The 24,641-nt window shown below is 31.3% G+C and carries 20 protein-coding genes; 2 read left to right on the forward strand and 18 right to left on the reverse strand.

Translation table 11 applies throughout. The features are described 5' to 3' along the window. Positions 1 to 37: 37 nt before the first annotated feature. The 3 genes from GOY08_RS03635 to GOY08_RS03645 form a co-directional block, all read right to left on the reverse strand. Positions 38 to 1,636, reverse strand: coding sequence for a cache domain-containing protein (locus GOY08_RS03635; protein ID WP_158997242.1), 1,599 nt, complete (start codon positions 1,634 to 1,636; stop codon positions 38 to 40). A 79-nt stretch (positions 1,637 to 1,715) separates the two neighbouring features. Further along, positions 1,716 to 2,951, reverse strand: a complete 1,236-nt coding sequence (locus GOY08_RS03640) for a dicarboxylate/amino acid:cation symporter (protein ID WP_158997243.1) — start codon at positions 2,949 to 2,951, stop codon at positions 1,716 to 1,718. 255 nt (positions 2,952 to 3,206) lie between these two features. Further along, positions 3,207 to 4,592, reverse strand: coding sequence for a PAS domain S-box protein (locus GOY08_RS03645; protein WP_158997245.1), 1,386 nt, complete (start codon positions 4,590 to 4,592; stop codon positions 3,207 to 3,209). 284 nt (positions 4,593 to 4,876) lie between these two features. On the opposite strand from GOY08_RS03645, the gene GOY08_RS03650 reads away from it, so the two are divergent. Both GOY08_RS03650 and GOY08_RS03655 read left to right on the forward strand, forming a co-directional pair. Continuing rightward, positions 4,877 to 5,737 (forward strand): HlyD family secretion protein, encoded by an 861-nt coding sequence (locus GOY08_RS03650; protein ID WP_158997247.1) that lies wholly within the window; start codon positions 4,877 to 4,879, stop codon positions 5,735 to 5,737. Between the two features lie 4 nt (positions 5,738 to 5,741). After that, a complete protein-coding gene (locus tag GOY08_RS03655; protein ID WP_158997249.1) occupies positions 5,742 to 7,292 on the forward strand; it encodes a DHA2 family efflux MFS transporter permease subunit in 1,551 nt (516 codons plus the stop codon). Between the two features lie 91 nt (positions 7,293 to 7,383). On the opposite strand, the gene GOY08_RS03660 is transcribed toward GOY08_RS03655, so the two are convergent. The 15 genes from GOY08_RS03660 to GOY08_RS03730 all read right to left on the reverse strand — a co-directional run bounded on the left by GOY08_RS03660 (position 7,384) and on the right by GOY08_RS03730 (position 24,608). Beyond that, on the reverse strand, positions 7,384 to 8,253 hold the full coding sequence (locus tag GOY08_RS03660; RefSeq protein ID WP_158997251.1) for a mechanosensitive ion channel domain-containing protein: 870 nt from the start codon (positions 8,251 to 8,253) through the stop codon (positions 7,384 to 7,386). Between the two features lie 27 nt (positions 8,254 to 8,280). Further along, positions 8,281 to 9,597 carry a peptide MFS transporter gene (locus tag GOY08_RS03665; protein WP_158997253.1) on the reverse strand — a complete coding sequence of 439 codons (1,317 nt, stop codon included), beginning with the start codon at positions 9,595 to 9,597 and terminating at the stop codon, positions 8,281 to 8,283. Between the two features lie 220 nt (positions 9,598 to 9,817). Further along, entirely contained in the window at positions 9,818 to 10,774 is a 957-nt protein-coding gene (purM, locus tag GOY08_RS03670) for a phosphoribosylformylglycinamidine cyclo-ligase (protein ID WP_158997255.1), read from the reverse strand. Positions 10,775 to 10,776: 2 nt separating this feature from the next. Then, positions 10,777 to 11,349, reverse strand: a complete 573-nt coding sequence (purN, locus tag GOY08_RS03675) for a phosphoribosylglycinamide formyltransferase (RefSeq protein ID WP_158997257.1) — start codon at positions 11,347 to 11,349, stop codon at positions 10,777 to 10,779. Positions 11,350 to 11,378: 29 nt separating this feature from the next. Further along, positions 11,379 to 13,682: a phosphoribosylaminoimidazolesuccinocarboxamide synthase gene (locus tag GOY08_RS03680; RefSeq protein WP_158997259.1), complete on the reverse strand. Its 2,304-nt coding sequence runs from the start codon at positions 13,680 to 13,682 to the stop codon at positions 11,379 to 11,381. Position 13,683: 1 nt separating this feature from the next. Further along, a complete protein-coding gene (locus tag GOY08_RS03685) occupies positions 13,684 to 14,475 on the reverse strand; it encodes an orotidine 5'-phosphate decarboxylase / HUMPS family protein (protein ID WP_158997261.1) in 792 nt (263 codons plus the stop codon). Then, a complete protein-coding gene (locus tag GOY08_RS03690; RefSeq protein ID WP_158997263.1) occupies positions 14,462 to 15,655 on the reverse strand; it encodes a 5-(carboxyamino)imidazole ribonucleotide synthase in 1,194 nt (397 codons plus the stop codon). The genes GOY08_RS03685 and GOY08_RS03690 overlap by 14 nt, the downstream gene beginning before the upstream one ends. Then, positions 15,652 to 16,182 carry a 5-(carboxyamino)imidazole ribonucleotide mutase gene (gene purE, locus GOY08_RS03695; RefSeq protein ID WP_158997265.1) on the reverse strand — a complete coding sequence of 177 codons (531 nt, stop codon included), beginning with the start codon at positions 16,180 to 16,182 and terminating at the stop codon, positions 15,652 to 15,654. Before purE ends, GOY08_RS03690 begins: the two co-directional genes overlap by 4 nt. Next, positions 16,175 to 17,632: an amidophosphoribosyltransferase gene (gene purF, locus GOY08_RS03700; protein WP_158997267.1), complete on the reverse strand. Its 1,458-nt coding sequence runs from the start codon at positions 17,630 to 17,632 to the stop codon at positions 16,175 to 16,177. Before purF ends, purE begins: the two co-directional genes overlap by 8 nt. After that, entirely contained in the window at positions 17,632 to 20,142 is a 2,511-nt protein-coding gene (locus GOY08_RS03705; RefSeq protein WP_158997269.1) for an AIR synthase related protein, read from the reverse strand. Before GOY08_RS03705 ends, purF begins: the two co-directional genes overlap by 1 nt. Beyond that, a complete protein-coding gene (locus tag GOY08_RS03710) occupies positions 20,135 to 20,938 on the reverse strand; it encodes a phosphoribosylformylglycinamidine synthase subunit PurQ (protein ID WP_158997271.1) in 804 nt (267 codons plus the stop codon). The genes GOY08_RS03705 and GOY08_RS03710 overlap by 8 nt, the downstream gene beginning before the upstream one ends. Further along, positions 20,935 to 22,545 carry an adenylosuccinate lyase gene (gene purB / locus GOY08_RS03715; RefSeq protein ID WP_158997273.1) on the reverse strand — a complete coding sequence of 537 codons (1,611 nt, stop codon included), beginning with the start codon at positions 22,543 to 22,545 and terminating at the stop codon, positions 20,935 to 20,937. The genes GOY08_RS03710 and purB overlap by 4 nt, the downstream gene beginning before the upstream one ends. A 117-nt stretch (positions 22,546 to 22,662) precedes the next feature. Beyond that, on the reverse strand, positions 22,663 to 23,454 hold the full coding sequence (locus tag GOY08_RS03720; protein WP_202914017.1) for a ZIP family metal transporter: 792 nt from the start codon (positions 23,452 to 23,454) through the stop codon (positions 22,663 to 22,665). A gap of 24 nt (positions 23,455 to 23,478) precedes the next feature. Then, positions 23,479 to 24,030: a carboxymuconolactone decarboxylase family protein gene (locus GOY08_RS03725; RefSeq protein ID WP_158997275.1), complete on the reverse strand. Its 552-nt coding sequence runs from the start codon at positions 24,028 to 24,030 to the stop codon at positions 23,479 to 23,481. A gap of 29 nt (positions 24,031 to 24,059) precedes the next feature. Then, the gene (locus GOY08_RS03730; RefSeq protein WP_158997277.1) at positions 24,060 to 24,608 is read right to left on the reverse strand and encodes a peroxiredoxin; all 549 of its coding nucleotides are present in this window, start codon (positions 24,606 to 24,608) and stop codon (positions 24,060 to 24,062) included. Positions 24,609 to 24,641 lie beyond the last annotated feature (33 nt).

A 24,641-nucleotide genomic window follows, 5' to 3' on the forward strand; every position in this document is an offset into this window, starting at 1 on the left:
AATATATAATTAATTCTTAACAACTCTTAATTATAAATTAAGCGGCTTTGTTTTTTAAAATTTTGTTTAACTGACTTGATAACTCGTCAAGATGATGAGCTTTTTCAAGTAATTTATGGGATTGTTCTTCAGTTTGATAGACAATTTCATTCATTTTTTGACTTGTTTGTTCCATTAGTCGAAGAGCTTTTGTTGCTTCTTCGCTTCCTTTTGATTGTTCTGCATTTGCCGCGCTAATTTCGTGCGCCATTTCGCTAGAACGAGTTGCAATTTCAACGACCTTTGCCAACATATCTAAAGACTTTTGACTATTTCTTAAACCTAATTCAACTGATGTGCTGACTTCTTCCATTGCAGAGGAAAAATTCTCTCTAAAAGATGAAATAAGCTCACTTACTCTTTGATTAGAGTTTGAGACAATACTTAAAATTTCAACCGAAGCACTCCCGCTCATTTGTGCTAAATTACCCACTTCTTCTGCAACAACAGCAAATCCTTTTCCAGCTTCACCAGCCCTTGCAGCTTCAACTGAAGCATTAAAGGAAAGAAGTTTAGTCTGAAATACGATATCATCAATTATACTTGTTTTGTCTGATATTTGATTCATAATTTGAATCACTTCTTGCATTTTTTCTAAATTTTGCAATGTTGTTTTCTGCATGGTTTCTTGAGATTGGGTAATTGAATTCATAGTTTGATTTAAAACTTGTAGCGATTTTAAACTTTGTTCAACAATTTTTCTTGTTTCTCCTGATAATTGGGAGGATTCAGTTGCTGATTGGGACGTTTTTCCTATCATTTCATTCATTTGAGTCATTGCCGCAGCTGTTTCATGAATGGAAGAAGATTGTGTCTGGCCAGCGGAATTAAGCTCTTGTGATGTTTTATTCAGTATTTCTGAAGTTGTCATCAGAGAATTTGTTTGTGATTTTAATGATTCGATAACATCTTTTACAGGAAGTACGACTTTTAGCAATTGTTGTAAACCACCAAAAATAGAGATTGCAAAAGTAATACATCCGGCAAGAAACATGATAGCTAAGTTTTCGTTTCGAACTTTTGTTGTTTCTGCTGCTATATCATCTGTATAAACTCCGTTTCCTATCATCCAATCCCAAGGCTTAAAAATTTTTACATAAGATATTTTTGGTTGTGGATCTGTTTTTCCTGGTTTTGGCCACATATAATTCACAAAACCAGCTTCTTCATTTTTTACAAGTGAGACCATTTCTTGGAAAAACTTTTTACCAGTGGGATCTTTGTATTCTGAAATGTCTTTTCCGTTTAATTCAGGTTTAAAAGGATGCATAAGCATTGTAGGATGAAGATCATTAATCCAAAAATATTCATTATCATTATATCTCAGTAATTTAATCTCTTCCATAGCTTCTAGTTGGGCTTGTTGCCGGCTCATAGCTCCAGATTTTTCTTTATTATGGTAAAAAGTCAAAATTTGAAAGACAGATTCAATAGCAATTTGAACTGAGTTTTTTTTTGCTAATTCAATTCTGTCTTGATAATTTGGTAAAGTAAAAAATAAAAAAACTAGAATTAAAGGAACAGATGCGAGAATGGCACTACTGATACTAAGTTTCAATGATTGAATATTTTTTATTAATAATTTCCAGATTTGCATAGCTTTCTCTTTTTTGTATGTCATTTAAAATATCGAGAAAGCTTGAAAAAACTTAAATTAACAGTAATTAATTTTCTTCTTAAATGCTAAAACTTTGACTTTTTAATTTTTTATCAACAACTTGAGTAACACAAGAATCTGACCAAACATTTAATGAAGTCTCAATCATGTCAATAATGCTATAAAAAGGTAGGATAATCATTAGTAATACAATCGAAACATCCATGCTGGCAAGTAAACTTGCGCTAAGGAAGAAACAGCCCATAGGTACACCAGCATTACCAACTGCAGCTATTGTAGAGATAAAAACCCATAACAGCATTGTTGCTAGAGAAATTTCAATTCCTTGATTTTGCATTAAATATATTACAGTAGCAAAAATAAAAGCAGCACAACCATTCATATTGATACTTGTGCAAAGAGGAAGAACAAACCTACTAACTGCAGGAGAAATATTTAAGTTTTTTTCAGCTGTACTTATTGTTACAGGCAATGTACCAGCGGACGATTTAGAAAAGAATGCTAAAGATAAAGCTGGTAACATTCCTTTTAATGCATTTAAAGGTTGAATTCCATTAGACTTGAGCCAGAGTGGTAATATTACCAGACCTTGAATTAAATTTGCTAAAATGATTACAGCCAAATATAAACTGAGTCCTTTTAAATCCATTCCTTTTTTTAAAGAGAGAACAGTAACTGTCATAAAACCAAATAACCCAATTGGAATAATTTTTATAATCCATTGAGTGATTGTGAGAAAAAGGCTATGCGCTCCTAGGAAAAAATTTTGAATGGTTTCTTTTGCTTGAGGATGTGGGATGTTGCGAATTGCAAGACCAAAAATGATCGCTATGATCATAATAGAAAGAACTTGGTGTTCAATAAATGGAGAGAATAAATTATTTGGTATAATGTTGGTGATATGTTGAAGATAACTCTTTTCTGATTTAATTAAATGCTCTTGGTTTGATAATTGTACTTGAATATTACCTGGGGAAATTATCAAATAAAGCAAAAAACTTATGAATGCTGCTACTAACGTTGTTGTTAATGTATATAGAATTGTTTTTTTCCATATGAATTTTGAGGAGTTTTCAGAATTGTAATTTGTAAGAGTTACAATTAAAGAAAGGCCAATTATTGGTAAGCTGATAAATTTAAAAATTTTAATAAATAATTCGGAAATAAAATTACCTAAATTATGGAGAAAAGAAATATCACTTAATCCTGAAATTATCCCTAATAATATCATCAGAAAATATGCTAAGGGTTTTAAGTAACGATTATTATTTTTAATGGCATGATTAGCACACATTTTTTATTATACCTTATTTTGTTATTATAAAAGAAAAATTATGGGTAAAATAGAAGATTTAGCAACAACAACAGCAGAAAGATTTTTTTGGTAAGAATGATGGTAAGAAAGACATTTCGTAAACCTATCGTTAGAAAAAGCTTTAGATCATACTAAAGAAGGTTCAAAATATATTGATTGTTTTTAAATGTCAAATACAATTCGTGATTGATTGTTATTATGAAATATAAAAATTAATAATATTAATAAGTTATATTAAGAGGCAAGCTTTTCTTTGATATGGGCTGTCTGATTTAACTTTATTTTAATTAAATTGATATAATTTTTCATTTTAGATACATTTCCGCTAAAGACATGTAAATCATTAGCTACTTTATTTGTCTCAGTGAGTATATTAGCAATATTCTCTTTATTAGTTAAAATAAACTGATGAATGTCTAGTATTTGATTGTCAAAATATCCTTCAATACTAGGGTTCCGTGAAATTTCAATTTTGGACAAGTCTTTTGTTATTTCTAAACTAAAAATTTTTCCTTTTAATGAGTTTGATATTTCTAGTAAGTTTTTGCAAAGATATTGAGACTTATCTAGTGACCTAATTAATTTATTATTTGAATTGTCAATGAACAATGAAAAAAGAATATTAACGTTTTGAGCTAAATTATTAATATTATTATCACTTGAAGAAAAGTTTTCAAAATAATCAATCAAATAATTTTCTATAGTTTGAATTTGCAAAAAGGAGAGACAGCCTTCTAATTCTATCATTTCTAAAAGAGTTCGCAATTCTTTTGATATATCTTGAAATTTTTTGACTTGCGTTCTGATAGTAGAAACCATAATTTGAAATTCTCTAGAAATAATTGAAACTGAGGCTGTTTGCTGACCAAGATTTCCTGAATTAATAGACATATTCAAAGAAATATAGTCTAATTTATTGCAAGATAATAAAATTTGGTCGGTCTTTTCTTTTAACAATGGTGCAAATAAAATTAATAATTTCATTTTTTCAATTATTATAGAAAATTCTTTTTTATTATTTAAAAAATTTCTATTAACTTCTGTATATATTTCAGTATTTACTTTTTTTGAAAAAATATTTTCTTTTTGTACTAAGAACTTTTTATTTAAAAATAGCTCTGAAGATAATACTCTTGTCATAAATGATTCATAACTATCAAACCCAATTTCACTTATCTTTTTTAAGAATAAATCATAAGAAGAATTTATATTTGAATTTTTTTCAGTAATAAATAATTCTGAATATAACTCCTTAATCTTTAAAAATAATGGGCTTTGAGGTTTGATTCTTATTGATAAATAACCATTCTGAATAGGCATAAAACAGGAAAGTACCCAGTAAAAATTGCCTTTTGCATCTTTATTTTTTATAAAAGCAACAATGCTTTTTTCTTCTTTTAATTTTTCCCAAAGCAATTTGTAAACACATTTTGGCATGTCAGGATGTCTAACGATATTATGTGGTTTATTAATAAGTTCATCTTTTTGAAAACCACTTACTCTAGTAAAAACTTTATTTCCATCAAGGATAATGCCGCGCTTATCAGTGATAGAAAATAAAATTTCATCAAAGTCAAAATCAACTTCTTTACTTTGAGTATTTTGATTAGTGCTATTCATCGAACCCTCTCGGTGGGATTTTCGGTGAATTTGTAAAAAATTTAATTTTCTATTGAGCCTATTAGTCAATCTTTTGTGAACAATTTATACCTAAGAGCTTTAAATATTTGCCTTTAGGGATGTAATGTGCTAAATGAGCAGGGAAAGGATCCATTAAAATTTAATAAGAAAAAATGTTCTCAAAATTAGAATTTGCTACATAAAAGCAAAAATAAGCTGATTTTTTGTTTTTATCATGAATAAATTAGTTTATTGTAATAATAAATTGGAGTTAACAATTTACAATGAAATTTTCTAAAAAAAATATTATTTTATTTTTCGTAGTTATTTTTACTTCAATATTAGCTGTCTATTTTATATATGATAATTATATTTATTTATCCACAGATAATGCCCAAATTGAGGGACATTCGACAATATTATCAGCAAAAGTTGGTGGTTACATAACTAAAGTAAATGTCATACAAGGTCAAAAAGTAAAAAAAGGTGAAATCTTAGTTGAGATTGATGATAGAGATTATGTTAATGCATTGAAACAAGCAAAATATAATTTATCCTCACTATCTGCAAAATTAAGAGACGCTGAATCTATCTTTAAACGAACGGAAAGTCTTTTTAATACTGGAGCTTCTACAAAACAACAATATGATACAAATTTTGCTAATGTATCAGATTTACGCGCGCAAAAAGAAAGTTTAGAAACAATCATTTCTCAAGCTGAATTAAATTTAGAATGTACAAAAATTATAGCACCAACAAATGGAATTATATCAAAAAAATCTGCAGAAGTAGGGCAGTTAGCTTCGCTTGGTACGTCATTAATTGGATTTGTAGATACTAATGAAAGATGGGTCACAGCAAATTTTAAAGAAACAGAAATAGAATATTTAAAATTAGGGCAAGAAGTTGATATTGAGGTCGATGCTTATACAAATAAAAAGTATAAAGGAAATGTATCTTCAATTAGTTCTGCAACTGGTGCAACTTTTAGTTTACTTCCGCCAGACAATGCGACAGGAAATTTTACGAAAGTTGTGCAAAGAGTTCCTGTTAGAATAAATTTAAATTCATTGTCAGAAAATGATATTGAATTATTAAAAAATGGTTTATCAGCATTTGTAAAATTAAAAAAACACCGGAATTAACAATATGAATGCAAATTCAAAATTAATAATTTTTGTTGCAATCATGGCCTCATTGCTAGAAATTATTGATACATCAATTGTTAACGTTGCTATACCAACCATGATGGGAAATTTAGGTGCTACATTAGAAGATGTAAGTATGGTCATAACTGGCTATACTGTTGCAAATGCTATTGTTTTACCTATTTCTGCTTGGTTTGGTGAGCGCTTTGGAAGAAGGCAATACTATCTAAGTTGTATTTTTATTTTTACACTCACTTCTGTGGCTTGTGGACTAGCTCCTAATTTAACTTCCTTAATCATTTTTAGAATATTACAAGGAATTGCAGGAGGGGCTTTGTTGCCTACATCTCAAGCTTTGATTTATGAGCAATTTCCACCAGAAAAAGCAGGAATTGCAGGAGCGATATTTGGTATGAGTGTCATGATTGGTCCTACCTTAGGACCAGTAATGGGCGGATATCTTACGGATAATTATGGATGGCGTTCAATATTTAATATTAATTTACCTTTAGGTTTGTTGACGCTTGCAATTGGATTTGTTTGCATAAAAAATAGAGAAAATCAAGGTAACAATAAAGTTAGATTAGATATACTAGGATTTATTTTACTTGTTTTGGGAATTGGTTGTTTACAGTTTATGCTGGAAAGAGGTCAAGCTGATGAATGGTTTGATTCTAAAATAATATTAACCTGTGCGATTGTATCCTGTATTAGTATAATATCTTTTATTTTTTGGGAATTTAAAGTTAAAAATCCAATACTTAATCTTCATTTATTTAAAGAACCAATTGTCATTAGTGGTATTACTCTTATGGCATGTCTTGGATTTTACTTGTATGGAATTGTTTTTATTTTACCAGTATTTTTGAATAGAGCATATAATTATGATGCTGTACAAGTTGGCGCAATGTTCATCCCAGGATCAATATTAACGGCTTTTTGTATGCCATTTATAGGAAAACAAGTTCAAAAAATTTCAGATCCCCGTAGGTTAATTTTTATTGGTCTGGTATTTGTTGAACTTTCTTTATTGATGATGACGTTTTTTTCATCTTTTACCTCTAAAGTATCTGTTTTGTATATGTTATTTATTCGTGGAATTGCTTTAGCTTTTTTATTTGTGCCAATAAATTCCACAATATTAAGCCAATTTAAAGGATATGAGTTAGGACAAGTATCAGGCTTTTTAAATTTATTTAGGCAAATAGGTGGAAGTATGGGTATCGCACTGATTGATACTATGTTAGCAAGGAAGCTTAGTATTAATTATAATGAATTATTACCAAGTCTAAGTTCTTTAAATATAAATATGACAACTGAATTAAATGGAAATATCCATGGTCTTGCAACTAAATTTTCAAATCAAGTTGGTTTAACAGATTATATGACTGCTAGTATTGCAAGTATTTATCATAGAGTACAGCAGCAAATATTTATGTTAAGTTTCTTACAGTTAGTTGGAATTATGATGATAATATTTTCTGTTTCTTTCATTCCATTATTTTTGATTAAATTAAAAAAGAAAGTAGTAGCAGTTACAGATGTACATTAGAATATAGATGTTAAATTGTTTTAAATATTACGAAAAAAAATGTTTCACCATTTTTAGATAATTTTATTATTTGCATTTAAATTTTCTGAATTTATAAAGTAGTAACACCTGCTCTGTGTTCGGTATTTGAAGTATCAGAAATTTTTTGTGTCTGTAATTCCATATAGTAGCGTATGATATTTTGCTGTATTTGATTAGTTTGTAATGAAGGGCAGGGTATTCTCACAATTAAATTTATTTGCTTTGGAGAGTGTATGACTATTTGAACTCTTGGTTCAATATTTACTGGACCTAAGACAAAAAAGTGTTCTTCACTAGCATAAAATTCTTTGGCATCATCATAAAAGTTTCTACATGCATTTTGAGCAGCTGTTAGTAAATTTTTTTCAGCAATTTGCCAATTAGAATTGTTTTCAATTGGAACTATAAAAGAATAAAGAGTAAATTTTTCATGATGGCTTTCTTTGGCTATCGTATGAATTAGAAATAAGCTATTTGGAATGATGAGCATTCTTCCAGTGTATTGCGAATGATCTTTGCCAGGACCGATTTCTATTATTTTTGTACTTAAAAATTTAAAATCAATTACTTCGCCTCTAAATGAAAATATTTCAATTCTATCACCAACGGAAAAGGGTTTTGCTAGCCAATAATAAATTCCACCGATAAAGCATAAAATAAACTCTTTGGTAGCAATTGCTACTGCTGCTGCAATGGCGACAAAAGAGAGTGCCATCGTTTTTATTTCATCTGACCATATTGTAATGATAGAAAGAAATATAATAATTATAAATAAATTGTTAACTTTAACAATAATACTTCTTTTAGTTTCAGCAGAAGAAATTTTTAAATTAGATATTTGTTTGATGACTAAATATCTAAGACCCAGAAATGTTAAGAAGAAAATAAAGGTTGTAACAACATGTTGTAAATAAAAATCTTTTAAGTCTAAAGAGAACATTTTCTTCCTATAATATTATAATAATTATTATTTTTGATCTTTAGCGGCCTCGTTGGCAATTTTGATCATTTTTGGGCGAGCAATAAAATAAACTACGCCACTAGTTAATATGACAATACTCACAATCATAAAAGTTTCAAATGGAGCATGCAAAGAATGACTGCCAATTTTTGCTGCTAATAAGCTCGTCAGTCCAAAAGAAGCTAAATAGAATGACTGAAATAATGATTTAAATCTTAATGGAGCCATAATACTTATAGCAGACATCATCACAGGAGAAATAATCGTTTCGCTAATAGAAAGTAAAATTATAAATGCCATAATTTGATAATGTTCAAAAGGTCGTGCACCATCAGAAATATCTTTAGCTATATAAGACAAATAAGTTAAATAAAATATGGCTAAAACAGAAACAAAGACAGCAAAATTCATTTGAGTAAAAAAGTGGGGATATTTATTTTTAAGTGCTAATTTAGCTAATGTAAAAGTAATGATTGGTGTAACAACGATAATTGTAAAACTTTCTAATGACATAAAAAAAGTTGTAGGTATCTCATAATTAAGTATAGTACGGTTGGTGAATTTTTCAATATATAAACTTAAAGTTCCTGAAACTGCAAGGTTATATACAGTTGTCCAAATTGCAAAAAAGACAAAAGCTAGAACTAAACAATAAAGAGCCTTTTTTTGAATTTTGGTCATATGTTTTTTTTGCACTTCTTTGACTCGTTTAGACTTTTTAGTAAATTCAAGAACTAAATGTTTTTTTCCTAAAAAGAAAACTAACATTCCCAAGGTCATTCCTACTCCAGCAGAAGCAAGAGCAATAGGATACCCAAATTCTTTTGTTAAAAGACCACCGCTTATCCCTGCTACCATGGCACCAATATTTATTCCTAAGTAATACCAATTAAAACCAGATTCTCTTCGGTTATCATTTGTTTTATACAAATCACCGAGCAGTGAGGGCATACATGGTTTAAAGAAACCCGTTCCAAGAGCAACGCAGCTTAGAGCCAAATAAAACATGCTCTCATTTTTTGAGAAAAGCATGAAAAAATGCCCTAAAATTATAGTAAAGCCCCCAAAAATAACTGCCTTTCCTTTTCCAATATAGTCATCTGCTATATATGATCCAATAATAGGAAAGGTGTATGCAGCTAAAGTGTAAATACCAACTAATTCAAGCGCTCTTTCATTACTCCACCCAAGCCCTCCAGAACTTATTGGTGAAGATGCATAAAGAACTAACAAAAAAGAAAGAGTGTAATAGCTAAATCTTTCAAATACTTCTGTAAACGCTAAGACATACATACCTTTCGGCTGACGTATTTTAGTGGTCATGTTTTTTATCTTCCTGATTCCAGAGAGGGTGAATATATAATTTTTCCAATCTTAATCTTTAGAAGATAGCTTGACAACATTTGTTTTAGTAATAAGCAAACTTTATTTTAAAGTAAAAAGTAACTAAAATTTTTAAATTATTGAATGAATTTAATAAAATAAAAAATGAATTAATTTTAAAATACAAATTATAAAATTAATTTTTGATATTTTTTAATGTTTATTTTGTATGAAGAGGAATAATTTTTCCAAACTCAAATGAATTTGGTATTGTATTTTTTACAGCCTGAACATGTTCAGGAGAAACAACAATACAAAAACCCAATCCCATATTCCAAACATTGTATGCTTCATCATCAGAAATTTTTCCAAGATCCTTAAAAAATTTCATTATTGGAGGAGTAGGTATTTTACTTTTATCGGCATCAAAAACAAATCTTTCTGGAAGTACTCTACTAATATTTGTGAGTCCACCACCAGTTATATGTGCCATTGCTTTAATAGGAACAATTGTTTTTAGGTTTAATATTTCTTTTACATATAATTTAGTTGGTTCAGTTAAAAATTCACCTAATGTTTTGCCTTCAAAAGGAGTTTCTAAGGAAAGTTTATGATCACCCATAATTTTTCTAATTAGGGAATATCCATTTGCATGAAAGCCGCTGCTAGGTAATCCTATTAAACAGTCTCCCGCAACAATTTTTCTACCATCAATTAGATCTTTTTGATAAACTTCACCAACAGCAAAACCAGCTAAATCAAATTTATTATTGTCATAAAATCCTGGCATTTCTGCAGTTTCACCTCCTAGCAAAATGCAATTGCATTCTTGGCAAGCTTTAACTATTCCTTTAATTACTCTGTGAGCAACATCTACATCAAGCTTTCCAGTAGCATAATAATCTAAGAAAAATAGAGGTCTGGCACCACAAACAATTAAATCGTTTAAGCTCATTGCTACGAGATCTTGACCTAAGTATTCATAGCGTTGCATTTTTATTCCAAGTTCTAATTTTGTTCCCACGCCATCCGTACATGCGACTAAAAATCTATCCGCATCAAGTTGATAAAGACCTGCAAATCCACCAATATTTGGATTAATTTTCTTAATTTTATCAACAAGAGATTCTCCTGCATGAATACTCACACCTGCTTTTTCGTATTCTTTACTTGTCATTGCTATTTATCTCCTAAGATTGAGTGGATGGTATCTATGAGAATTTGATGTTCCAAAGGGCGTACTCTTTTAATTAAATCTTGAACATTTTCATAAGGAAACAAAGGAAAAGATATAAAATTTAAAATTTCACCTGAATCTAATTCAGGAATAACTTTGTGGACACTTAAACCCCAGTGTGAAAATTTATTACTTACCGCATACTCATAGGCATGTGCCCCTTTATAAAGTTGAAGGGGAGCTGGGTGTAAATTTATAATAAGCGGTGCAGAATGAATAAAATTAGCATGCAATTCAGAAAAAAAAGTAGAAGTTAAAACTCGCATATAGCCAGCTAGAACAATAAGTTTAACTTCACGATATTTCCGAATACATTCAATAATTTTTCTTTCATGTTCTTCTCTTGAAGAAAAGTTTTTATGTGCTATGACATGCACATTTATGTTTAGATTATGTGCTTTTTCAATCACTTTAGCTTCAGGATTATTACAAATTAATCCAGATACTTTATCTTTGAATTCTTTTGCAATAGCCGCAAAATTTGTTCCACTACCACTTGCTAGTACTAATATCATTTTTAATCCAACTCATATAAGCTGCACATTTATTCAAACTCTTGACCAATATCCGTTCTATAATGCGGATTAACTAAAGAATTATCTATATTTTTTAGTTTAATTTTTTCAATTTGTGAGTAAATATTTTTTCGTGCAATTGGTATACTTTTACCTGAACTTAAAAGGCCAAAAGCCCTTCCGCCACTTGTAGATTGATCTGGTTCAATTGCAGTTGGAATAAATTGACATTCTTTTGAAAGGTTTTCAGAAAAAACTATTTTTCTTTTAGGAGCACTGTTTTCAGGATATTCAGGAGAAGCTCCCACTACAAAAACTCTCTTTAAAGAATCACTCAAAAAAGGAGTTGCATTTTTTTCAGGAAATAAAAATGCTTGTTTCTTTGCTGTTCTATATAATTCAATATAAAATTCTCTTTGTAATCCTGGTAAAATAACCTGAGTTTCTGGATCACCTAGACGACAATTAAATTCTAGTAACCAAGCATTTTGTTCCTTATCAAGCATAAATCCAGCAAATAAAAATCCATAGTACGGTGTTTTTCTATGATTTAATTCTTTTAATATTTTTGTAAAAGTTTCTTTTACTTGCGTCATAATACGATCAGATAGTTCAACAGGAGCTATTGTACCCATTCCACCAGTATTAGGACCTGTTTGATTATTGTTACGTCTTTTATAGTCTCTAGCTATTGGTAAAAGTCTAAATTGTTCATTATTGCATAATGCAATTACAGAAATCTCCTCTCCTATTAACGTTTCTTCTATTAAGAAATAGGGTTCACCTTTATTGTTACTGTATGTAGGAGCTTCTACCGATTTTGTCATAATTTCCCATTCAGGTAAATTACTTTCAATAGACTCTAAAGCTTGTTTTATATCTTCATGATTTGATAGAACAAAAACACCTTTGCCAGCAGCCAGACTATCATACTTCAAAACACATGGTAATGAAAAATCAGGAATACTAGGGTTTTCTAAGAAATTTAAAAGAAGTAATTTCAATTTTTTCCAGGAAATAATTTTAGATTTAGCTGTTTTTATATTAGCTGCTTCAACTATTTCTTTACAAATTATTTTGCTTGCTTCTAAAGATGCACACGCTAAAGATGGTGCCAAAATTGGAATATTAAATTTTTCGCAGGCCGGAGCAATACCATTTGCAATAGGTAATTCAGGACCAGCAATAACAAGACCCACTTTTTGATTTGCGGCAAATTGAGCAATTTCATTAACATTACTAACCGGACAAGATGCAAATTTTGGTGAATCCCAAAGCCTTTTTCCGGCAGCACAGAAAACAGTACTTACTTCTGGCAGTTTCTGAAATGAAGAATAAATAGAATAATCTCTACCACCATTTCCAATGACTAAAACATTTTTAGGCATGATTGCTGCATTGATAATTTCTTTAAAAGTGTCAGGGAATATAGGCCAAACAACTTTTTGCTCATTTGCAATTTGCAATGGAGTTTTTTCTGAGCCAATGAAAGTTTGATACAATTCTTGGTACCTAATAGTTACTTTTTCAATCAGATCATGAACTATTTTTTCATCTTTAAAAAATGGATGATTGGCAGGATTATCTTTGATATTTTCAGGATTTCCAAAAAGTTTTATTAATTCTTCACGAAGGAATTCTTTTGACATTTGTTTTGGGTTAGATAAATCTAAATTATCTGCAATCCAATATCTTGAAGAATCAGGTGTGTGCACTTCATCTACAAGTATTATTCTACCATCGTATTCTCCCATTTCGTATTTTGTATCTACAAGAATGAGATTTTTAGCGAGAGCTTCTTGTGTTCCAAATTGAAATAATTCTATAGATTTTTTTGCAATAAAATTCCATTTATCTGCACCAATTAAGTTTTTAGCTATTTCTGCAGTAATAGGCATATCGTGTCCCATTTCTGCTTTAGTAGTTGGTGTGATTATTGGTTCAGGAAATTTTTGGTTTTGTTGCATTCCATTTGGGAGCAGAATACCGTATTGATGATTAATTTCTTGTGGGCCTTTTTCTTTATATAAACGCCATAAACTTCCCGATAAATAACCTCTCACAACAATTTCAATAGGAAAAACATTGGCTTCTTTTACTAAAACATGTGTTGTATCAAGAGATCCAATTAAATGATTTTCAATAATATGGTTTGTCTTTTTAAAGTACCAGGTCGAAATTGCTTGTAAAATTTCAGCTTTATTATTTATTTCAAATGGAAAAATAAAGTCAAAAGCAGATATTCTATTGCTTGTCTGAAGAATTCTTAACTTATTTGCTAAAGATATACTATTTCGAACTTTTCCAATATAAATATTTTGAATTAATGTCATGTTAAGATCCTTGAAAATATTTATTAATATTGACTATATTTTCATACATTTGTTCTATTTCAATATTACCACCAGAAAATATAGCTCTACTGAATGGGAAAATCATTTCATTAGATATTTTTTTACTTTTAGAAATAACGTTCCAATCCGCACCTTGAGCTCCTATTCCTGGACACAAAGCACTCAATTGACTAGTTATAAATTCTTGAGAAAACAAAATTTCTTCTCTATTCGCAGCAATAACTACTCCTGTTACTTGCGAATACATTGGATCATTTGCTAAAATATTTTCTTGGACTTTTTTACAAGAAGTTACTATATTTCTCCAATTATCTTGAATATACGATAAATCAGAGTGACTATTTTCGCTTGTAGCACATAGAACGTACACTCTTCCTTTTTTACCTACGTGTTCAACACACTGCTCAACAGCAATTTCTATGGATTTTTCACCTAAAAAAGGACTGATAGTTATTCCATGAACACCTAAGGTTACAAAAGCAAAGTCTAAATAAGCTTTTAAAGTAGTGGAAATATCATTAAATTTTCCATCAAGTATTATTGTATAATCTTTCTGAAATTTAGCTACTAATTCTTCCAGCAATAATAATCCTTTGCTACCATGCAATAAAAAATAAGCAAGTTGTGGTTTTATAATATAATTATTTAATTTTCCACAGCTAAAACTAAGTATTTCCATATGTTTATAGACAGAATCTTTAAAGGATTCAAAATCTTTTCCAGTAGGATTTGGATCTATTCCTAAACACATTTTTGTATTAATCGGATTCATTTAAATCCTTTCTAAAATTTTCAGAAAATTTATTACAATCATGAATATTATCAGCATGACAAACAAAATGTCCCATTTTTCTCTGTTCAGTTGGAGATTCTTTTCCATATAAAGTTAAAGAAACAATATTAGGATGATCTTTCCAGCAACTTAAATTTAGGTTTTTTCCTTGCTTTTGTTTTATCCAAGTAGAACCTAACAAGTTACCCATACAAAAGTATCCTGGATATAATTTAGGTGTATGTAATGGTAAGTCTAATAATACTCTCGCAAATAAATCATACTGGTTTATAGAACAGGCAACTCGAGAAATATGTCCAGAATTATGTGGTCGAGGTGCAAATTCATTTATATATATTTGAAATTCATCTACTTCAAAATCCTGATTTGTATTGGCATTTTTTTGCTTTGAAATAAAAAACTCAGTAGTTAATAACCCAATGACATCTAACTTTTCAGTAGCTTCAATAGCAATATCTTGGAGTTTTTTTTGCACAATAGTAGGTAATTGAGAGGGAAGGTTAGTTTGATACAATATTTGATTTTTATGAATATTATCAAATATAGGAAGGCATTCAATTTCATTTTTTTTATTGCGGGCAACAATACAACTAGCTTCAGAAAATATATCAATTTTTTCTTCTATAATAAAAGTTGAATTACCCAACAAGGAAATTTCGGCAAGACTTTTTTCTAATTCACTTTGATTTTGAATGACCCACTGGCCTTTTCCATCATAACCACCAAAAGCAGTTTTAATAATAAAAGGAAAAGGAAACTCCTTTGCATTTGAAGTGAGCTCAGCTAAATTTGTGCATGCAATAAATTTACAAACTGGCAAGTTGTTTTGTTTTAAAAAGGATTTTTCAGAAATTCTATTTTGTGTGATTTTAAGAACATTTTCAGCAGGAAATAATGGTTTTTTTGTTTTATCAATCAAATAATTCAGAAGGTCTGTCGCAACATTTTCAAATTCATAGGTCACTAAATCACATTGGCGAAAAAAATCTTCCAGTTTAGCTGCATCATTCCAATCACCTTGATAATGGTTTGCAGATTTATGAAACGAAGGAGAAAGGGGATCTGGGTCATAAAAAACAATTTTAGCACCATAATTGTATAATGCTTCGGAAAGCATACCGCCTAATTGCCCTCCTCCTAAAATCCCTATGGTTCTCATTTTTCTTTTTTTCCTTGGTTTTTTCGAGTTTTTTCTTGTACTACACGGTTACCTTCTAAAGCATTCATACTTTTTTCTGAACGCCAGAGTTCTAATTTTTTACATAAAGCATCATTTTCCATAGCTAAAATTTGCAAAGCAAAAAGGGCTGCATTTGTTGCGCCTGCTTGTCCAATGGCAAAAGTAGCTGTTGGTATTCCTCCAGGCATTTGCACAATAGATAGTAAGCTATCCAGGCCATTTAACGCTTTTGATTGGACAGGAACGGCGAGAACTGGAACTAAAGTCAACGCACTCACCATACCAGGCAAATGCGCTGCTCCACCCGCCCCAGCAATGATTACTTTAATGCCTTTTGCTTTGACTTGTTCAGCATATTCATACATAAGTTTTGGTGTTCGATGCGCACTAATAACTTGAATTTCATATGGAATATCAAATTCTTCACAAATGTTTTCACTATATTTAAGAGTTTCATAGTCAGATTGACTTCCCATTATAATGGAAACAATTGGATTTTTAAACATTTTTTAATTCCTTTATAAAGCCACACCCTTTTTGTTGTGCAATTTCATCTTGATAATTCCCTGTAAAGCAAGCTGTACACCAGCCCCCATTTTCTTGGAAAGAATTTTCATTTGCAGTATTTTTTTGAAATTTTTGCATCACTTTTAAGAGTTGTTTTTCTGAAAGAAAAGATAAAGTATCGGATTTTAAATAATCATTCATTTCATTAGCAGTCATCACTTGTGCAAGTAAATCTTGTCTTTTTGGAGTATCAATGCCGTAAAAGCAAGGGAACTTGACTGGAGGAGATGCGATTCGCATATGCACTTCTTTTGCACCGGCTTCACGTAATAATTCAACAATTTTTTGGGAGGTGGTTCCTCGTACAATACTATCATCTATAACGATAATCTTTTTACCTTTGATAGTTTCGCGAACGGGATTTAATTTTAATCGAACTTTAAAATTCCGAACATTTTGTGTAGGTTCTATGAAAGTTCTCCCAACATAGTGATTTCTAATTAAACCAATTTTATAGGGAACACCTGAAGCGTGCGCATAACCCATCGCCATAGGTACGCCACTATCAGGAACTGCTATTACCATATCAGCTTCAACCGGATTATTTTTGGCGAGTTCTTCTCCCATAGCAAAACGGGTGTCATTGGCTAGCATATTCCACACAAGGCTATCAGGACGCGCAAAATATACATGTTCAAAAATGCATTTTGCCTGTTGTAAACTTTTGCTTTGTTGAGTTGTTAAGTTAAAAAATACGCTTTCAATTTTCCCAGTAGCAAGCTCTATACTTAATATTTCTCCTGGTGAAATGTCGCGAATAAATTCGGCACCAACTAAATCCATCGCACAGGTTTCACTGGCAAGAACCCAGCTAGGAATTTTACTCTCATTTTTTAATAAACCTAAAGATAATGGTCTGTAGCCACAGGCATCGACAACGGCATATAAATGCGTTGGAGTAAGTAGTAATAAAGAAAAAGCACCAAATAATTCTTCAAATGCGTGAGTAAGTTTAGCTATAAATTCTTTTTTATTACTTCTCGCCATGAGGTGCAGGATGAGTTCTGTATCAGAGGTTGCTTGTAAAATAGCTCCAGAGGATTCTAAAAATTGCCGCATTTCTTCTGAATTAACAATATTTCCATTATGTGATAAAGAGACTGGAACTCCACCAATACGTGCAGTTAAAGGCTGAATATTTGCATCTGAATTTCCACCAGCAGTACTGTAGCGAACATGTCCAATAGCATGATTGCCTTTAAGTTTACTTAAATCTGTTTCTTTAAAAACATCTATAACTAAGCCTGAATTTTTATGACTAATAATTTCAGACGAATTAGTTGAGGAAATGCCAGCGCTTTCTTGGCCTCTATGCTGTAGAGCAAAAAGTCCAAGATATGCAATTTTTGAAGCATTTTCAGTATTTGTTACTCCAAAAACTCCGCACATTATTTTGTTTCCTTATCAGCACATGAAAGTGTATCAAAATATTTTTTTAATGAAGAAGAAAAATCTGAATAGACTAAATTGTGATCGTATAATGGCATACTAATTTTAGAATCTAAACCTTTAAGTTCTCCTATTTTAGAAATCACCAAATCAGGATAAATAGATGAATTTAGAACAGTTTCAAAATTTTCTTCTGAATTGAATCCTAAAATAAAACCCATATTGCCTTCAGCAAATAATTCTTTCGCAGATTTTTTCCATATTGTCTTTTCTAATTCAATTAAACAATTTGAATTTAAACCAATTGAAATCAAGCTCCCAAGAATTCCACCATGTCCAATTGGTTTAGAAATTATAGGAGATTTATTTTGGATTGTTTTTAGGATAAAATTCCAAATAACTTTTTCATTACTGAGATTTACTTTTGGACAATCAGAATTTTCACCACCCAATATCCATGCTGTTTGTGAAGCAAGGTAACTTGAATTTTCAACAGAGTTAGATAAAGAAATATGATATAAAATTATAGACTTTTCCTTAGATTTAGAAAAATATTTTAAAGGTAATCTATCCAATGGTACTTTAGAGACATCATCAACTCTTCCAACCATTCCTAACATAGGTGTAGGAGGAATTGGCTTTCCTTCAGTTTGATTATTCAAACTTACATTTCCACTTACTATTGGAATATGCATTTCTTTTGCAATTAAATTTATACCATCAATAGCATCAGAAAATTGTCGCATAACGTCTGGAGATTTTGGGCTACCGAAATTTAAACAATCCGTCATAGCGAGAGGAACTGCACCAGTTGCAACTAATTTTCTAGCTATTTTTAAAGCAGTTAATGCAGAACCTTGATAAGGATCTAACTCTACCCAACGTTCTTCACATCCACCTGCAATGGCAATTCCAGTTGTAGTCATTTTCCCATTTGCATCGAATTCTTGTGCATATTCTGGTAAGCGCACAACACCCGCTGAAGCTGTTTGTAAAGAACCACAAGCAGCTACTGTATTTCCTTGCACAGTTGAACAATAATTATGGAATACTGGAGACCTATTTGCATTCATTGGATGTGCAAAAAGTTTGGCAATTAAATTTGGATAACGTTCAATTAAGTTTTCTAATTGAATATCTGCAAGAATATCTTGATGAATTTCAGAATTTATTAAAGATAAAGACAAACTTAATTTGTCTGAAGTATTATTTTGCTGCCAGTTATTTTCATTTGCTTCATTTTTTATTGATTTATTATTGTGTAAATATTCTTCTCTAGCTTGGACGGGCCAATTGTATTTAGGAGTTTCTTCTACCAAAATAGGGACAGGAGTTGCCGTAACAATTGTGTTATCAAAAATGCATGTGAATAAACCAGTAGAATTAACCTTCCCAATTTCAGCGTATGTAATATTAAATTTTTCTAACTCTGCTAGAACTGCAGAAACGTTATTAGGTTTAACAGCACAGAGCATTCTTTCTTGTGATTCACTTAATAATATTTCCCAAGCTTGCATATTGCTAGCTCGTTGTGGAACTTTATTTAAATCAATTGCAACACCACATCCTGATCTACCTGCCATTTCAACTGAGCTTGAAGTCAAACCAGCTGCTCCCATATCTTGCAAGCCAATTGTAAGTTTCTTTTCAATTAATGATAGAGTAGCTTCTAGTAAAACTTTTTCAGCAAAAGGATCACCAACTTGTACTGTTGGTTTTAATGTGTTGCCTGTAGAAGAGAACTCAGAACTGCTCATTGTTGCACCATGAACACCATCACGACCTGTAGCAGAACCAAAGTATATTAATACGTTTTCGGATTCAGGAAATAATAAATTTTGTAATTCACTATTTACTTTTTGATTTACTATTACATTCTCTGTATTTGCTACTTTACCTGTTGTTTCTTCAGAAAGAATTCCTTTAAAAATTTTATCTTTATGAATTAATCCAGCGTTAAAAGCATTTACCAATATATTTTTACTATATTTATTATGAAAACTGATATCACCTGTTACTGTAGGAACCCCAACCGAGTTTCCATAGTCACCAATTCCTCTTACAGTATCGCGAATTAATTTTGCATTCCATGTTCCTTCACCAAAACGCAAACAATTTAAACTTGCGATTGGATATGCGCCCATACAAAACACATCACGCAAAATACCGCCTACACCTGTTGCAGCACCTTGGTAAGGTTCTAGGTAACTAGGGTGATTATGAGATTCCATTTTAAAAGCAATCCCATAATTTTTGTTTATTGCTATTACACCTGCATTTTCACCAGGTCCCTGGATAACCCATGGCTCTTCTGTATGAAATCTTTTCAAGTGAACTCTTGAGGATTTATAAGAGCAATGTTCGCTCCAAAGAGCACCACAAACTGCTAATTCTTCATGACTAGGTATTCTATTTAATTTGGTGCAGAAATTTATTAACTCTTCTTTATTTAAACCAAATTGCTGTGCTTGATTGATAAATTCAGCTGTTAGGAGGTTTGAATCAAACATAATTTTCTCCTTGAGTCAGTTGTTCTACAAACAAAGCAAGTGGACTTCCTTGCTTTATAGCTATATTTTTTGTTTGTGAAATTCCTAAAAGAAAAATTAAGCCTTCATTTCCACCTAAAATCTCTTCAGAAGCACGCTCAGGATGTGGCATCATACCAAAAATGGTACCACTTTCATTTGTTAATCCTGCGATTGATTTATAACTTCCATTTTCATTAAAGTTATAATAAACAACTGCATTTTTCTCAGCTAAATTTTTATCTTTTTCAGCAGATGGTGGCAACCAGTTACCCATACCACATGACATAGGTATGAAAATTTCTTTGCCAAAAATTCTGTTCACATTTTCTAAAGCTTGTCCTCTAAACTTAGGAATCCAAAGTGACTTTTTTGCTTGATTTGATTCATCTAAGAAACAGGTATCTATTCTTATTGAAACAGGAAAATGATGATGTTGGCGCGTAATATTTTTAATCAACGCACCTGGTAAAAGGCCACTTTCGCATAAAATTTGAAAGCCATTGCAAATTCCTAGAATAGGAATATTTTCCAAAGCTTTTTCTTTTACAAAAGCCATTTCTTTTGTTCTGGCTGCTAAAGCACCTGCACGCAAATAATCGCCAAAACTAAAACCACCAGGAATAAAAATAAAATCAATATCATCTTTTTTTAAATGACTATGTCTTTCTAAATCTAGATATTCAGCATTAGTTTCTAAATTATTTGCAATCCATAATAAGGATTCTTTTTCACAGTTTGTACCTGGGAAAACTGGTACTAAAGTTTTTTTCTTCATTGGACAACCTCAATCTTATACTGCTCAATCACAGGGTTGTATAAAACTTCTTGCGTATATGAGTTAATATTTTCTGGAGAAGAGTGACCAGGAAGACGAACAAAAAATGATTTCTGTTGGCGCATATCGAGCACGTCTGTTCCAGAAGACCTCATATCGTTTGCAATTGTTTTAGCCTCTGTGTCAAGAACATCTGGGAGGAGTTCTACAGTTACTTTAATAACTTTTTGTAATGCTGGGATTTTCATGTCATTTGATAAATTATTTTTGCGTGCGAATTCTTCAGGTGTAATACCAAAAACGCGTTTAAAAGTAACAGGAACTGTTATTAAATATCTTTCTGTATCAAATAGGGTACTTAAAGTATTATTGCCAACAATTTCAGTCACTTTTTTATTTTGCAGGAGATCGTGTAAAAATTGTTTTTGTTCAACACCAACAGTAGAAACTTTAGCAGAAATATTTAAAGCTATTGCTTGAACAAATTCGTATGCTTCAGTTCTGTTCATTCCACTAGAGACCAAAGCAGTTAAAACACTTTGGCTTGCCCATAATCCACCAGATTTCCATAAATTAGCTAACATAGCTTCAGGTCGAATTTGCATTCCTTCAATTAAAGATGCACAACGTGCAAGCATAAAGTCAGCTGTAACAAAAATATCTGGCAAGGCAATTCGCTCAACACTACTGTGAGAAATATCTCTTTCATGCCATAATGCAACATTTTCAGAGAGCATTCCTACATAACCCCGAATAGATCTTGCTAATCCGCATAAATTTTCAGCTAATATTGGATTTTTCTTATGTGGCATTGCAGAGCTTCCTTTTTGCTTTTTGCCAAAGGGCTCCAATACCTCACCAAGTTCCGTTCTAGCCCAGTGGCGCATATTTACTGCAAAGCGCTCAACTGCATTTGTGGCAGATAAAATAGCATTAGCTACTGTAACAATTCTGTCCCTTGGGATAACCTGGGTAGCAACGTATTCTGGTTCTAAATTTAATTTTGTTAATACTGCTGCCTCAAATTTAGGAGACATTTGGGAATATGTACCTACAGCTCCGGAAAGTTTCCCAAAGGACATAATTTTTTGAGCTTGTAAAATTTCTAAATGGGCTCTTTGAAATTCAGCAAAATGGCTACTTAGCACCTGACCAAAACTCATAGGTTCTGCATGAATACCGTGTGTTCTACCAATACAAACTGTTTTAGAATGTTCAAATGATTTAGCAGCTAAATTTTCTCTGATTTTTTGGATAGTTTTTGTAAGGATTGAAAGTGAAGAACGGATGCGAAGGGAAAGGCTGGTATCTAAGACGTCGGAGCTAGTTAAACCTTTATGTAAAAAGTGACCTTTGTCACCCATAGCGTCTCCGACTTCTGCTACAAAGGCAATGACATCGTGACCCGTTTCTTGCTCTCGCTTTAGAAAGTCATCTGGACTTTTGTTTCTTAAAGCCTTTTCAAAGATAGAAATGACTTCTTGGGGCGCCTCTCCAGAATCAATCAAAGTAGATAAATGTGCTTTTTCTACTTCTGCCCATGAGGCATACTTGGCATCTTCTGTCCATAAAGCTTTCATTTCGGGGCGAGAATAACGTTCAATCATGATACAAACCTCCGGATATTTATGTTTGTTTACACGGTCAGTTTCTCATAGATAAAAATATTTCAATGTACAAGCTTTAAAATTAAAAAGAGAAAAAAAATAAAAAAAATAAAATAGTTACCAACTTAAGCCAACATCAAGAAAAAGCATTAAAATAAATCCAAAGATAAATCCTGTTGTCGCTTTGGCACTGTTTATTTCTTCTTTATGGAGTTCAGGAATCATTTCTCCACAGATGACATAAAGCATGGCACCAGCACAAAAAGCTAAACTAGCTGGCAATAAAGCTGTAGATAAAGAGGTTGTGATACAACCAATTAATGCACCTAATGATTCGGCAAGGCCGGAAAGAAGGGTAGCAGTAATAGCATATTTATTAGAATATCCATAAGCTTTTAAGGATAATGCAACAACAAGACCTTCTGGAAGATCTTGTAAAGCTATTCCTACAATTATTGGTAAAGCTATTTTTAATTCTCCACTCCCAAGACCGACTCCAACGGCCATCCCTTCAGGGAAATTATGGATTGTTATTGCTAGTACAAATAACCAAATACGTTTTAAAGACTTTATGTCTTTTCCTTCTTTACCTTTTAAAAAATGTTCATGGGGTATTTTTTCATTTAAGTAACTGATAAAAAAACTACCAATTAAAATGAATAAAGAAATATACCCAGCTACTATTATTTTGTTATTAAATTTTATTTCAGTAAGATTAATAGCTGGATTTATAAGAGAAAAACAAACGGCACCTAACATTACTCCAGCACTAACTCCCATTAAAATATTTCGAATTTTTAAAGAAATATTTTTGGAAAAGAAGATGGGTAATGCTCCAATACAGGAAGCTAAAAAGGTAACGGAGGTGCCGATAATGATGACATAAATAAAATGTGCTTTATCTATCACTTTATTGAACCACCTTTTTGCTTTTTATAAGCAACTTAGACCTTTAGTAACTGCTGCAAACTTCATAGTTGCATGAATTTTTTGCGCAGGAACAGATAATTCTAACAAAGCTTTTTCATGCGCAATAACACATTTTTCACAGCTATTAAGAATACTAACAGCAATTGATAAAAGCTCAAAGGTTTCTTTCGGCATATTTGGATTCATCAAACTTTGCATTCTTAAATTTGGTGCACCATAATTTATATTGTTACTCTGAGGATTTTTTTCACTAAAAAATTTAAACTTATAATATGTATTTAGCATTCCCATTATAGCAGGGATCTGTTTAGCTTCATTTATAGAAGAATGAGCTATTTTGCTTAAATTAGCAACTTCTAATACAGAGTGATAGAGTTCTTGAAAGTCTAATGTTTTGCTAATACAAATAAGTAAAAGTAACTTTTCTTCTGTGTTTAAATCTTCGGTTGATAAAAGTTTAGTAAAATTTAATTTTAAATCCTTTGGGATTGTCCCTTCTAAATTTTCAGTATATTTATCAATAAATGTATTTAAATATTCTAAATTTTCCATCATTTTAACTTTCTTTTTTTTTAATTTTATGATTAACTTAACTTAATAGTGTCTTGACCTTTTTCCCAATTGCATGGACAGAGTTCATCTGTTTGTAAAGCATCTAAAGTACGTAGGACTTCATTTACATTTCTTCCAACAGATAAATCATTGACGCTTACCCATCTAATGATTCCAGTAGGATCAACGATATAAGTTGCTCTTAAAGGAACTTTTTCACTTGGATGAAGTACTCCTAAAGCTTCACTAAGTTCTTTTTTATTATCAGCAAGCATTGGAAATTGAAGATTTATTAAATCTGGATGATGTTGACGCCATGCTAAATGCACAAATTGGCTATCAGTGCTAACTCCATAAAGCTGCGCATCTCTATCCAAGAATTTTTTATTTGCTTGGTTAAATTCAGCAATTTCTGTTGGACAAACAAAAGTAAAATCCATAGGCCAAAAGAAAAAAACAGACCACTTTCCAAGCGTTGAAGCTAAATTGATAGTGTTGAATTCTTTACCTTTTTCAAGCGAAACAACTGCAGAAACGCTAAAGTCGGGGAATCTTTGTGCAATACTTAGTAAACGAGACATAAAGTACTCCTTAAAATAGAATAAAATTAACAA

The sequence above is a fragment of the Pigmentibacter ruber genome, assembly GCF_009792895.1.
Taxonomy (GTDB): domain Bacteria; phylum Bdellovibrionota_B; class Oligoflexia; order Silvanigrellales; family Silvanigrellaceae; genus Silvanigrella; species Silvanigrella rubra.